At 41.6% G+C, this 13,346-nt stretch carries 14 protein-coding genes; 13 read left to right on the forward strand and 1 reads right to left on the reverse strand.

The window, feature by feature from the left end; translation table 11 throughout:
• Positions 1 to 258: 258 nt before the first annotated feature.
• The 6 genes from ubiE (at position 259) to SNE26_RS00800 (ending at position 5,064) form a co-directional block, all read left to right on the forward strand.
• On the forward strand, positions 259 to 990 hold the full coding sequence (gene ubiE, locus SNE26_RS00775) for a bifunctional demethylmenaquinone methyltransferase/2-methoxy-6-polyprenyl-1,4-benzoquinol methylase UbiE (RefSeq protein ID WP_321557496.1): 732 nt from the start codon (positions 259 to 261) through the stop codon (positions 988 to 990).
• On the forward strand, positions 987 to 1,721 hold the full coding sequence (locus SNE26_RS00780) for an outer membrane beta-barrel protein (RefSeq protein WP_321557497.1): 735 nt from the start codon (positions 987 to 989) through the stop codon (positions 1,719 to 1,721). The genes ubiE and SNE26_RS00780 overlap by 4 nt, the downstream gene beginning before the upstream one ends.
• A 345-nt stretch (positions 1,722 to 2,066) precedes the next feature.
• Positions 2,067 to 2,825 carry an SDR family oxidoreductase gene (locus tag SNE26_RS00785; RefSeq protein ID WP_321557498.1) on the forward strand — a complete coding sequence of 253 codons (759 nt, stop codon included), beginning with the start codon at positions 2,067 to 2,069 and terminating at the stop codon, positions 2,823 to 2,825.
• A gap of 135 nt (positions 2,826 to 2,960) precedes the next feature.
• Positions 2,961 to 3,410: a GatB/YqeY domain-containing protein gene (locus tag SNE26_RS00790; RefSeq protein WP_091172583.1), complete on the forward strand. Its 450-nt coding sequence runs from the start codon at positions 2,961 to 2,963 to the stop codon at positions 3,408 to 3,410.
• Between the two features lie 217 nt (positions 3,411 to 3,627).
• Positions 3,628 to 4,401: an alpha/beta hydrolase gene (locus tag SNE26_RS00795; RefSeq protein WP_321557499.1), complete on the forward strand. Its 774-nt coding sequence runs from the start codon at positions 3,628 to 3,630 to the stop codon at positions 4,399 to 4,401.
• Positions 4,402 to 5,064: a CBS domain-containing protein gene (locus SNE26_RS00800; protein ID WP_321557500.1), complete on the forward strand. Its 663-nt coding sequence runs from the start codon at positions 4,402 to 4,404 to the stop codon at positions 5,062 to 5,064.
• 76 nt (positions 5,065 to 5,140) lie between these two features.
• Here SNE26_RS00800 and SNE26_RS00805 read toward each other — a convergent pair whose 3' ends face one another.
• Positions 5,141 to 5,803 (reverse strand): helix-turn-helix transcriptional regulator, encoded by a 663-nt coding sequence (locus SNE26_RS00805; RefSeq protein ID WP_321557501.1) that lies wholly within the window; start codon positions 5,801 to 5,803, stop codon positions 5,141 to 5,143.
• 269 nt (positions 5,804 to 6,072) lie between these two features.
• On the opposite strand from SNE26_RS00805, the gene SNE26_RS00810 reads away from it, so the two are divergent.
• The 7 genes from SNE26_RS00810 (at position 6,073) to SNE26_RS00840 (ending at position 13,299) form a co-directional block, all read left to right on the forward strand.
• On the forward strand, positions 6,073 to 6,954 hold the full coding sequence (locus SNE26_RS00810) for an NAD kinase (RefSeq protein ID WP_321557502.1): 882 nt from the start codon (positions 6,073 to 6,075) through the stop codon (positions 6,952 to 6,954).
• A gap of 9 nt (positions 6,955 to 6,963) precedes the next feature.
• Positions 6,964 to 7,749 (forward strand): DUF6089 family protein, encoded by a 786-nt coding sequence (locus SNE26_RS00815; RefSeq protein ID WP_321557503.1) that lies wholly within the window; start codon positions 6,964 to 6,966, stop codon positions 7,747 to 7,749.
• A 176-nt stretch (positions 7,750 to 7,925) separates the two neighbouring features.
• On the forward strand, positions 7,926 to 8,453 hold the full coding sequence (locus SNE26_RS00820; protein WP_321557504.1) for a biopolymer transporter ExbD: 528 nt from the start codon (positions 7,926 to 7,928) through the stop codon (positions 8,451 to 8,453).
• A 381-nt stretch (positions 8,454 to 8,834) separates the two neighbouring features.
• Positions 8,835 to 9,575, forward strand: coding sequence for an isoprenyl transferase (locus tag SNE26_RS00825; protein ID WP_321557505.1), 741 nt, complete (start codon positions 8,835 to 8,837; stop codon positions 9,573 to 9,575).
• 63 nt (positions 9,576 to 9,638) lie between these two features.
• Complete coding sequence (gene bamA / locus SNE26_RS00830) at positions 9,639 to 12,191, forward strand: outer membrane protein assembly factor BamA (protein ID WP_321557506.1); 2,553 nt, start codon at positions 9,639 to 9,641, stop codon at positions 12,189 to 12,191.
• Between the two features lie 16 nt (positions 12,192 to 12,207).
• Positions 12,208 to 12,738, forward strand: coding sequence for an OmpH family outer membrane protein (locus SNE26_RS00835; RefSeq protein WP_321557507.1), 531 nt, complete (start codon positions 12,208 to 12,210; stop codon positions 12,736 to 12,738).
• Between the two features lie 48 nt (positions 12,739 to 12,786).
• Positions 12,787 to 13,299, forward strand: a complete 513-nt coding sequence (locus tag SNE26_RS00840) for an OmpH family outer membrane protein (protein ID WP_112567111.1) — start codon at positions 12,787 to 12,789, stop codon at positions 13,297 to 13,299.
• Positions 13,300 to 13,346 lie beyond the last annotated feature (47 nt).

Raw genomic sequence — 13,346 nt, forward strand, 5'->3', positions numbered from 1 at the left:
TAACTTAAAAATCGGTTTAGTTACGGCGTAAGGCATAGTGAACTCATCCGGTCTGTGTTTTGCCGGATCATCCTCTACGCTTTGCGTAAACAGGGTATAATAAAAACATAAATATTAAAATCCCCTCTTTGCGAAGCAGAGAGGGGTGACGAGCGCAGCGATGTCGGGGTGAGTCAACTTGTCAGCCTTGTTTCAGTATTCGTTTTTCGGCTTTGTTAGTGTTAATGCATTCGGCATACAATCACTATCTTTGCCGCGATGAGCAAAACCATAACACCGTACCATGATGAGCAGGCTACCAAAAAAGAGCAGGTGGCAGATATGTTCAACAATATATCAAAAACCTATGATTTCCTGAACCATTTCATGTCGCTTGGTATTGATATCATCTGGCGTAAAAAGGCCATCAACGAATTAAAAAAGGATAAACCAAAACTGATCCTGGATGTTGCTACCGGTACCGGCGATTTTGCTTTTGAGGCTTTATCTATTCTGAAGCCCGAAAAAATTATCGGTGTTGATATTTCAAGGGGGATGCTTGACGTTGCCGAGCAAAAGATAGCAAAGCGTGGATTAGGCGATAAATTTGCAGTAAAACTGGGCGACTCGGAAAGGCTGCCTTTTGAGGGGGCAGAGTTTGAGGCTGTTACCGTTGCTTTTGGTGTACGCAACTTTGAAAACCTGGAAAAGGGCCTGGCCGATATAAACCGGGTGCTGAAACCGGGAGGGAAAGTAGTGGTGCTTGAGTTTTCGAAGCCTAAAGTGTTCCCTGTAAAGCAGTTGTATAATTTCTATTTCAGCTATATTACCCCGGGGATTGGCAAATTGTTCAGTAAAGATGCAAGGGCTTACAGTTACTTGCCCGAGTCGGTGGCTGCTTTTCCGGATGGGCAGGCTTTTGTTGGGTTGATGGATAAAGTGGGCTTTAAAAATACCAAATGCAGGTCTTTAACGTTTGGTATCTGTTCAATATACACCGGTATTAAATGATTATAAACCGTTACCTGCTTGTAGTTGTACTTATTTTTAGCAGCAATTTATTGTTTGCGCAACGTGTACCCGCATGGGGTGGAGGCGCCGATCAGCAGGACCTGAGCTTTGGTTTCAGCTTCACTTATGTAAGCACCGATTTTAAAATTGTTAACCAGCCTAATTTTCGCAACGCGTTTTTAGATGAGAACGGTGTGCAGGTTAAAGGGCCGCTTAACAGCATCAGCTCAAAAAGTTCACCGGCTTTCGGAGTAGGTTTTTTGACCCGGTACAGGATCACCGAGCATCTTGAGGTACGCACCACACCATCATTGATTTTTGCCGACAGGGCTTTGCATTATTCTTATGTCGATCCGTCGGAGGATGTGGATAAAAAAGTGCAGACTACTTCGGTAGATGTTCCACTGCAATTGAAATTAAAATCGGACAGGCTGGGCGATTTCAGGGCTTATGTTGTAGGCGGCCTGAAATACACTCAGGCCATAGGCTCTAAGAAAAACGCAGATGCCAATCTCGACCTTTCGGAGAAGCTGGTTAAAAACGTAGGTGGATTTGCCTCGTATGAGGCGGGCGTGGGCTGTGATATCTATTTTGAATTTTTTAAGCTTTCGCCCGAGATTAAGATCTCCAATTCATTGGGCAATGTGCTGATGCGCGAGAATAATCCCTATTCGGCACCTCTTAGCAGGTTGGGCTTACGTACCATTATGTTTAGTTTGATTTTTGAGTAAGGTCAATTTCACGCAAAGGCGCTAAGACGCAAAGTTTTCTTGACTTTCTTGCGCTCATCACTTCTTGCATTCATTTAACGCAAACGGATGGTAAATCCACATTGTTGATGTATAGCGCATAGTTGACTCACCCGATCTGCGCTTCGCTGGATCACCCTCTCTCCGGCTCCGCCGTAAAGAGGGTACGGAAAATAAAAAAGAGAATCCCCTCTTTGCGAAGCAAGGGGTGACGAGCGCAGCGATGTCGGGGTGAGTAAAAACCCTCTTCCAAAAACAACCTTACCCACAACCGACAATATTTTAAACTAAAAAACATAATTTCGCTGTTTATAGTTATCAATACCTATGAGTAAGATCGCCTTAATTACAGGAGCTACCGCCGGCATAGGCGAGGCATGTGCACACGTTTTCGCCCGTGAGGGGTATAACCTGCTGTTGACCGGTCGCCGGTTGGAGAGGCTGGAAAAACTGGCCAAACATCTGAACGATAAATATAATGTAGAGGTTGCGGTTTCATCATTTGATGTGCGCAACCGCAAGGATACCATTAGCAGCCTGGAGGCTTTGCCGGCCGAATGGAAAAAAGTAACCGTATTGGTTAACAACGCCGGTTTAAGCCAGGGGCTTGATCCCATTCAAAAAGGCAGCATCGATGATTGGGAAACCATGATTGATACCAATGTTAAGGGCTTGCTGTATGTAAGCCGCGTGGTATCAAACTGGATGATAGAAAATGGTACGGGGCACATTATAAACCTTGGGTCGATTGCCGGGAAGGAAGTTTATGCCAACGGAAATGTATATTGCGCTACCAAGCATGCAGTTGATGCTTTAAATAAAGGTATGCGGATTGATCTTTTACCACATGGCATTAAGGTAACGGCGATACATCCGGGGGCTGTGGAAACTGAATTTTCGGAGGTGCGCTTTAAGGGCGATAAGGAAAGGGCCAAAAAGGTGTATGAAGGTTTTGAGCCATTGGCCGCCGAAGATGTGGCCGAAACCATCTGGTTCATTGCATCACGACCGGCGCACGTTAACATTAACGACCTCGTGATCATGCCTACAGCGCAAGCCAACGCAGGTACGATATTCAGGGGATAGTAGATGCGCAGATTTGCAATTTGATAATTTGTCAATTTGAAGATTTGAAAATGCGGACGTTAATAATATGGACATTTGAAATTTGCACATCAAAATTCAATAATTCACTAAATCAATAATTCACTAATTAAAGACATGTCATTAATTACACAAATAGACCAGGACATTAAACTGGCCATGCTTGCCAAGCAGGCAGATCGTTTACAGGGGTTACGTGCCATCAAATCGGCATTGCTTTTGGCAAAAACTGAAAAGGGCGCTGCCGATGAACTAACCGAAGATGCAGAAATTAAAGTATTACAAAAGCTGGTGAAACAACGTAAGGAATCGGCCGATATTTACAAAGAACAAAACCGCGACGACCTGTACCAGGTTGAAATAGCCGAAATGCTGGTTATTGAAGAATACCTGCCGCAGCAAATGAGCAAGTTTGAAATTGAAGGCTACCTTGAAGAGCTCATTGGCAGGATAGGCGCTACATCCGTAAAAGATATGGGCCGTGTAATGGGTATGGCCAGTAAGGAGCTTGCAGGTAAGGCTGATGGTAAAACAATATCAGAGGTGGTTAAGCAGTTATTGGGTTAAGTTTTTACCATTTAATTAGTACAGCGCTTTTTTACGTAATGTTGTGTTAATGTTAACCTTATTTAATAAAAGCTTAACATTACTACATTGATAAATAATTACTATACTTGCTAAATGTCGTTCGTAATAAACTAATTTTACAGCGGAATAACAGGAATTTGTACTGAAAGCGATTTTGGTATACGATAATTTGAAAAATTAATTTTTAATATTTTATATGGAGTTCGTGCTTAAAGAGGAACACGGTTTTAGTTACATCGATGAGGGCGAAGGAGAGGTGCTGTTACTGCTGCATGGTTTAATGGGCGCGTTGAGCAATTGGGATGGTGTTATTGAAGAGTTTAAATCAAAGTACAGGGTTATTATCCCCATGCTGCCTGTTTATGACATGCCGCTGATCAGTACCGGGGTAAAAAGTTTGTCGAAGTTTGTACATAAGTTTATAAAGTTTAAAAAGCTTAGCAATATTACCTTACTGGGTAACTCGCTTGGCGGGCATGTAGCATTGGTTTATTTAACCACGCATCCCGAAAACATAAAGGCGCTTGTTTTAACCGGTAGTTCGGGTTTGTATGAAAATGCTTTTGGCGGTTCATTCCCACGCAGGGAAAGTATTGATTTTGTACGCGAAAAAGTGCAGTTCACTTTTTATGACCCGGCTATAGCCACCGATGACCTGGTGCAGGATGTGTTTCAGACCATTAACGACAGGCACAAGGTGATCCGTTTGCTGGCAATGGCAAAATCGGCCATCAGGCATAATATGAAAAAAGATTTGCATAAGATCACTATCCCGGTATCTTTGATATGGGGGCGTAATGACAAGATCACCCCGCCCGAGGTAGCTGTTGAATTTCATGAGCTGCTGCCCGATTCGGAACTGCACTGGATTGATAAATGCGGCCATGCCCCTATGATGGAGCATCCTGAAGAATTTAATACTTTGCTTAAACAGTTTTTAGCTAAATTAGAAACCAAAGTAAATGCATAGATGATAGCACTTGACCTGATAGCTGACTCGATACCGCCGGTACACACTTCTGATACCATTCAGAAAGTGCTTGACCGTATGGTTGAGTTTCGCCTCAGGCATTTGCCTATTGTAAATGAAGAGCAGTTTTTAGGCTTGCTTGCTGAGGATGACCTGATAGCCGAAAGTGATTACCAAACACCCATAGGGGCCCTGGCCCTTTCATTGGTTAATCCCTATGTACTGGAAGATCAGCATATTTATGATGTTATCCGCCTGTTTTATGAGCAGCAGCTTACCATTGTACCGGTGCTTGACGCCAAAAGCAATTATCTTGGCCTGATATCCATTAATGCAATTACAGAGTATTTCGCCAAAATAACTTCGGTATCACAGCCGGGAGGTATCATCGTGCTTGAAATTGGTAACAAGAATAATTCGCTTGCGCACATGGCGCAGATAGTTGAGTCAGACAACGCGCAGATCCTGAGCTCCTATGTTCAGTCCTTTCCCGATTCAACCCGGATGGAAGTTACCCTTAAAATTAACAAACAGGATATCTCGGCCATAACTGCCAGCTTCCTTCGGTATGAGTATGATATCAAGGCTACCTTTAATCATACCGATATCAACGATACCACCCGCGACAGGTACGATTCGCTTATGAACTACCTTAATTTGTAGTCTTAAGTCCGAAATCTTAAGTCGATATCATGGATTATCTCACCAAATATTGAGACTTAAACTTAAGACTCATAATTTAAACCAGATTATAGGCCTGCGCAAACCGCACGGCGTCATAATTATTTTTTAACCGCAGTTTATTCTTGATGTTTTTACGATGTGTTTCGGCTGTGGCCGGGGCAATGAATAGTTTTGCACTAATTTCTGCCGAGCTCATACCCATGGCAATGTATTTCAGGATCTCCTTTTCGCGCCGTGTAAGGGTTGAAAACAGCAGGTTGTTTTTCCGCAAAAACGACACATCATCCATAAGCCGGTTCACTTTTGTGGTAATATGATGAACAGGGTCAAGCATAGTGGCTAAAGTTAAGATGTGTGTGGCATCGCCGGCCTCATTGCGGGCAAAAATTTTGGTTGTGCTAACAAAAAGCTGCCATTCTGCTTGCTCTGACGAGCGGGCCTGTTGAAAGTAAGATACCTGTTCCTGGGTACGGCTTTTTATAAGGTGCAATATTTTAGGTACGTACTCGTCGCTGTCTTCAGTGTTAAAATACTTTATATGATATGTTTCCGGGCCCATGGCCTTCAGTTCTTCAAGCGAGGTGCCTAGTATATTAAGGCCTACATTGTTCATATATACAATCTGCAGGGTTTCAACCTCATGGATTATTAATGCAGAGGGAAGCTCATTGGCAATTGACTGTATATCCGATAGTTTTTGGGTAAAAGTTTTATCCATCAATAAAATAACCGTTGTTTAAATATTGGTAAGGTAGGCCAAAATAGTTAAACTTAATTATTTTACTTTGAAGTTATTTATCTGTTAAAGCAATTAAAACGGCTTTATCAGGAAATATAAGCAAACAATTGTGCCTGATTTGCCATTATAAGAAAAATGTATCGTGACGGATGGGTACCGGTTGTGGTGTATAGTTTATACCGGTATTAATTATTTATGCCTTGCTGCATTAATGTACTTTCAAAGTTCGATATTCGCTTTTTTAAAAAATGAAAATAGCAGTTTACGGCAGGCCGTTTAATGAGCCATCTGTTTTACCTTTTATACAGCAGGTTTTTGATAGCCTTGCACAGCATGGTGTTGATATTTATGTACACCAGCAACTTCACGAATATTTGCAGGATAAATTAACCACGGTGCAATATAAAGTGTTGCGCCCGGCCGAAACCTTAAAAGGTTTTATAGATATTTTTATAACGCTTGGAGGCGATGGTACCCTGCTTGATACAGTTACCTTGATTCGTGATTCGGGGATCCCGGTTATAGGGATCAACTTTGGTCGCCTGGGTTTTTTGGCCAGTGTTAATAAAAGTGATATTACAGCAGCTATTCATGCCGTGGTGAACAGGCAGTTTACCTGCGATTGCCGCGAATTGCTTACCGTCGACTCGGACCCGAATGTTTTTGGCAGCAATAATTTTGCCCTTAATGATGTAACCATCCATAAGCGTGATGACGCCGCCATGATCATAACCCACGTATTTTTAAACGATGAGTTTTTAAATTCGTACTGGGGCGATGGCATTATCATCTCAACATCAACCGGCTCAACAGCTTATTCATTAAGCTGCGGAGGGCCTATTATTTTCCCGCAATCAAATAGTATAGTGGTAACCCCGGTATCGCCCCATAACCTTAACGTGCGGCCTATAGTGATCCCTGATACCAGCAAGCTTTGTTTTGAGGTTGAAAGCCGCAGCGCTAACTATATCATCTCCTGCGATTCGAGGACAGAAGTTTTAGATCAAACAGTTAAGTTTCATGTGCAAAAAGCCAGTTTTCAGTTAAATTTAATTCGCCTTAGTAATGAAAGCTATTTAACTACGTTAAGGAATAAACTGCTTTGGGGCCTTGATGCCCGTAATTACTAAATTTGATTAATGCCTAAATTTCTACTTCTTACCATACTCTTGTTTTTAACTTATCAGCTGCGGGCCCAAACCTGGGAAATAGGCGGGTCGATAGGAGGCGCGGGATATATAGGTGATCTTAACCCTAATAACCCCGTTAAAGTAAGCGGCGTTTCAGCAGGTATCTTTGGCAAAAGAAATTTCGATGGCTATTTTTCGGCTAAGCTGAATATTGGTGTTGGCAATATAGCAGCTTATGACAACCGGTCCGGCTATCAGCAGTTTCGTGATCGTAACCTCAATTTTAAAGACCAATTGCGGGAGGTTAGTCTTATCGGCGAGTTTAACTTTATGAACTATATCCCCGATGCAGGGCGAAACAAATACACACCTTATATATTTACAGGCATTGGTGTTGCATCTTACGCGCCGCGCGCGCAGGATTTTAACGGGCGGGAGGTAGGCTTAAGGCCACAAAAAACCGAAGGTCAGCTTAAGCCTTACGGTAATAACACCGTCGTAATACCCTATGGTTTAGGTATCAAGTATAATTTATCGGGTAAGTTTACAGTTATGGCTGATATGGGCTACCGGTATGCATTTACAGATTACCTGGATGATGTAAGCGGTGTATATGCCGATAAAAGCAAAATGACCGGGACCGCAGCCCGGCTTTCTGACCGTTCGGGCGAAAAAACCGGCAATTATATTGGTACCATTGGTTCTCAGCGTGGCGATTTTAAATCGCATGATACCTACTTCTTCCTCAACTTTACAATCTCATTTACTTTTGTAACTGCAAATTGCTACTTCTAATTAGGTCGGGTCTGCACTAAGCGATGTACAAGTGTTGTGAAATTATTATGTCTTTTTGGATAATAAGTCAATATTTAATTCGTTTTAAATTTAAAATACAATATTTAATTCTGTTTTTGTATTATATTTGCTAATTTAGTATTGCAATCAATTATTAACCTAAAATCTTTAAAGTCATGGCCGAATTAAATTCATCTCCCCAAAACGGCGGCGGAAAGTACAAACGCAAAAAAATAAACGCCCGTGTTGATCTTACTGCAATGGTCGATCTGGCATTCCTGCTCATTACCTTTTTTATTATGACCACCACGCTGGCTAAACCAAAAGCGATGGATCTGTCTATGCCTGATAAAAGCAAGCCGGATGGTGACATGCCTGTACCTGCGAGTCGTACCCTCACGCTTGTTTTAGGTAAAAATAATAAAGCTGTTTATTTCCTCGGCGAATTAAAGAACCCGGTTATATCGCCATCAGTTACTGATTTTAGTGCCAATGGCATTCGAAAGGCAATCATCGAAACCAATAAAATGGTACATGATAACACCGGCAAAAGCATGATAGTATTGGTAAAACCAAGCGATAAATCGCAATACAGCAACTTAGTGAGTACGCTTGATGAGCTGGCAATTACCGGCATTCAGCAATATGCCATAGTTGATATTATGCCCGCCGATGTTGATGCGCTTAAACAAAAAGGGATATAATAATGTAATGCAATTGTAAGCAAATTTACGGGCAGCTTTTCAGGGCCGGCAGCTTTCATTATCAGGCAGATAGTGGCTGCCGGCTTTTTATTTTTTTGAGCATTAAGCTAAATATTATGAAAAATCATTGTTTTGATAGCTGTTTAGGCAGTTTTAATATATTATTCGCAATAACATTTTCTTTTAGTGCGGGATACTAAAAAAATACAAAGTAAGTTTTACCTTTGTACCCTGAAAAATCCGTCAATTTGCGTGGCAAAAATGGCAGATGCGGGTAATTAATAATTGATTTGTCTAACAACCGAATATAGCAGACCATACTATTGATGGAAAATTTTACACAAGTGTGTTTGTACAGGGTGGCTTTTGATAAGGAGTAATATGGATTATTTGGATCAGATTGATTTGTCGAGACTACCGCAGCATGTGGCTATTATTATGGATGGCAACGGGCGCTGGGCAAAAGGCAAAGGCAAATTAAGAATATTTGGCCATCACAACGGTGTAACATCTGTTAGGGATGTTGTTGAAGGGGCCGATAAATTAGGTATAAAATATATCACCTTATATACATTTTCGTCCGAAAACTGGAACCGCCCCAAGCTGGAGGTTATGGCTATTATGGAGTTAATGGTAACCACTATTCATAAAGAGGTTCCCGGCTTTATGAAAAACAACATCAGGCTTAATGCCATCGGCGATCTGGACACGCTGCCCGAAAAATGCCTCCGCGAACTTAATAACGCTATTGAAACAACAGCCGGCAATACCGGTGTTGTGCTTACGCTGGCCTTGAGCTATAGTTCGCGCCGTGAAATTGTAAGGGCCGCAAAAAATATCGCCATAAAAGTAAAAAATGGCGAGTTGAATGCAGAAGATATTAATGAAGATGTTTTTGAACAAAACCTTTTTACAGGCGATATGCCAAACCCCGAGCTGCTGATCAGGACCAGCGGTGAATACCGTATAAGTAATTATTTATTATGGCAAATTGCTTACGCCGAGTTGTATTTTACAACCAAATTATGGCCCGATTTCAGGAAAGAAGACCTGTATGAAGCAGTGATTGATTTCCAGAAACGTGAGCGCCGTTTTGGCCTAACAAGTGAGCAGGTGAACTAAATTTTTACTTTTAACAAATTTTAACAACTGTATAAATTATTTTTAGCCCACTAAAATATTCGAATGTATAAATTTCTTTTTGCTATTCTTTTCTCGGTTTTGGCTACTACGGCTTTCGCCCAGATATCCAATGGGCCGAGGCCTACACTGTCAAAATCGATACCGGCTGATAGTTTAAGTTATCTTAATCCTAAAGATTATATTATTGGTGGTATTTCTGTTAGTGGCGCAAAATATCTTGATAAAGACATCCTGATCCAGTTATCCAAATTAACCAAAGGCGATCGCATCAACCTGCCGGGCGAGCGTAATGCCGAGGTAATTAAAACCTTATATCAACAGGGCTTATTTGATGATGTTCAGTTAAATATCACCAAAATAAATATGGATACCATTTATCTGGAGATTGCTGTTTTGGAGCGTCCGCGTTTATCACGTATGCACTTAACCGGCATTCGTAAAGGTGAGATTGAAGACGTTCAGAAAAAACTGAACGACCGTGTGGGCAAGATCGTAAACGAAAACCTCATCAGCACTACAACCGCTATCATTAAAAAGCATTTTAACGAAAAAGGTTTCTTAAACACTACCGTTACCATTACCCAGCGTAAAGATCAGGGCGATGTGAACAGTGTTATATTGGATGTTGCCATTGATAAAAAGACCAAGGTTAAAATTAACGATGTTATTTTTGAAGGCAACAAGGCATTTAGCGCCGGAACCCTGCGTGGTTTTTTAAGTAAAACCCGTAAACGTAAATGGTACAACCTTTTTGGTTCAAAGAAATTTAAACAGGACAAATACGAAGAGGATAAACAGAACCTGGTTGAAAAAATGCAGGGCAGAGGCTACCGTGATGCCGAGATCCTGAGTGATTCGGTTTGGAAGCATGATGATGAAACCGTAAACGTAAAACTGAAAGTTTATGAAGGCCCTAAATATTACTTCGGTAATGTTAAGTTTTCGGGCAATGCTAAATATAATACAGATCTGTTAAACAGGATCCTCCATGTTAAAAAAGGTGACGTATTTAGCGAAGATGAACTGAACAAACGTTTAAGTGGCCCAACACCGGGTAATGATGACGTTTCATCACTTTACCTGAATGATGGTTACCTGACCTTTAATGCCGATCCGGTACAAACAAGGGTTTATAACGATACTGTAGATGTTGATGTTAGGATTTATGAAGGCCCTCAGTATACTATTAACCGCGTTATGTTAAAAGGTAACGATGTTACCAACGATAAAGTGGTAATGCGCGAGATCCAGACTAAGCCCGGTCAAAAGTTCAACAAAGAGTTACTGATCCGCAGTGCACGTGAAATTGGCCAGCTGGGCAACTTTGACGAGCAAAAAACCGAGCCTAAACCAACCAACATCAATCCGCAGGATGGCACTGTTGATTTGGTTTACAACGTGGTAGAAAAACCTTCCGACCAGATCGAGCTTTCGGGTGGTTTTGGCGGCGGCCAGCTGGTAGGTACCCTGGGCTTAACCTTTAATAACTTCTCCATCCGTAATATTTTCCACCTTAAAGCTTACAAACCACTGCCTAAAGGTGATGGTCAGAAACTAAGCTTAAGGGGGCAGTCAAGCGGCCGTACTTATCAAAACTTCTCGTTCACATTCTCCGAGCCGTGGTTAGGTGGTAAAAAGCCAATCTACTTTGCGTTATCAGCCTACACGCAGGGAAGCTCAACAGGTCAGTACTATGCAAAAACAGACTCCCGCTACAATAATTTACGTATTAATGGCGTGGGCGTTACGTTAGGTAAACGTTTGAAATGGCCTGATAACTATTTCCAGTTAAATTACTCGCTTAACTTTGACCATTACAGCCTTGATAACTATGGAGGTTACCTGTTTACCAACGGTACATCATACAATATTAAATTAACCCAGGAGCTGACACGTAACTCGATAGATGCGCCTATTTTCCCTACACAGGGTTCAAATATTAAGTTTACTGTACAGGCTACGCCGCCGTACTCATTGTTTAACAATATCAATTATCGTATAGCTACCCCCGAAGAGCGTTACCATTTTGTTGAGTATTACAAATTTAAATACGATGCACAATGGTTCTCGAAACTGGCAGGTAAGTTTGTACTGATGTCGCAGGTAAGGTTTGGTTTCCTTGGCCAGTATAATCATGAAGTTGGCCCATCACCATTTGAACGCTTTAAATTAGGCGGCGACGGTATGCAGAGTTACCAGTTTTTACAGGGTAGTGAGATCATCGGTTTACGTGGTTACCAAAACTTCTCGATTGTACCTGAAGGTTCAAATGAAGATCAGAACACCAATACAGGCAGCGCTATCTACAGCAAATACACACTGGAGCTTCGGCACCCGGTTATTGCAAGCCAGTCGGCAACGATATTCCTTTTGGCTTTTGCCGAAGGTGGTAACGCCTGGAACCAGTTTAGCCAGTTTAACCCGTTTAACGTAAGGCGTTCGGTAGGTGTGGGCGCAAGGATATTTTTACCTATATTTGGCTTGCTTGGGTTAGATTATGGTTATGGCTTTGATAAAATACCGGGGCAGCCTGATGCAAATAAAGGCCAGTTCCATTTTACAATTTCTCAGAGTTTATCCGGCGGATTTAATTAATTTGCGTTCCGAATATATGAAGAAGATAATTTTAGTAGCCTTTTTAACGTTAACTGCTTTTGCAGGCGCTTATGCGCAACGTTTTGCTTATGTTGATTCGGAGTACATATTAAAGCACATGCCCGAATATGCTTCATCACAAAAGCAATTGGCTGCGTTATCTGATCAGTGGCAGAAGGAAGTTGACGGACGTTTTCAGGAAATTGATCGCCTGTACAAGGCCTACCAGGCCGACCAGGTGCTGATGACCCCTGATATGAAAAAACGCCGTGAGGCCGAAATTGTTGATAAAGAAAAGGCCGCGAAAGATTTTCAACGTCAGAAGTTTGGTCCGGATGGTGAACTTTCACAAAGAAGCACAGCACTGATTAAACCAATTCAGGATAGGGTGTCTAAAGCTGTACAAGCAATAGCCGAAGGCGATAACCTGGATATGATTTTTGATAAAAACAGCGAGGTTATTATGTTATATGCCAGCCCGCGGTATGATAAAAGCGCGGATGTTATAACCAGATTGGGACTAAAACCCGGGATATTTGCTAAATAATTTGAATTAAAATAAATCGAACTATTATTTAAACACAGAAAAAGGAAAATGAAAAAACTATTTAAAGTTGCCTTAGTTGCAGTAGGTTTGTTATTTGCGGGCAGCTTTGCAAATGCTCAGACTAAGATCGGCCACATCAACTTCAATCAGCTGATTGATTTGATGCCCGAAACTAAAACTGTAACTGCTTCGATACAGGCTTATCAAAAAACATTCATTGATCAGCTCACCACAATGAACAATGAATACCAGACAAAAGGCCAGGACTATCAATCAAAAAGGGCAAGTATGACCGATGCTGTACGTGGTGCTAAAGAAAGCGAATTGCAGGATATTCAAAAACGTATGAATGATTACCAAAATAATGCCCAGCAGCAGGTTGATGCTAAAAGGCAGGAATTAGGTAAGCCGCTTATTGATAAAGCTACCCAGGCGGTACAGGCTGTAGCTAAAGAAAAAGGTTATGCTTATGTACTGGATTCATCACAGATCACTTTATTAGTATCTCCTGATGCAGATGACCTGATGGCAGCTGTGAAATTAAAATTAGGTTTGAAATAAGAATTACAAAAGATATAGAAAAAGCGCCCTGATTAAACGGGACGCTT

It is taken from the genome of Mucilaginibacter sp. cycad4, from assembly GCF_034263275.1.
In the GTDB taxonomy this organism is placed as follows: Bacteria; Bacteroidota; Bacteroidia; order Sphingobacteriales; family Sphingobacteriaceae; genus Mucilaginibacter.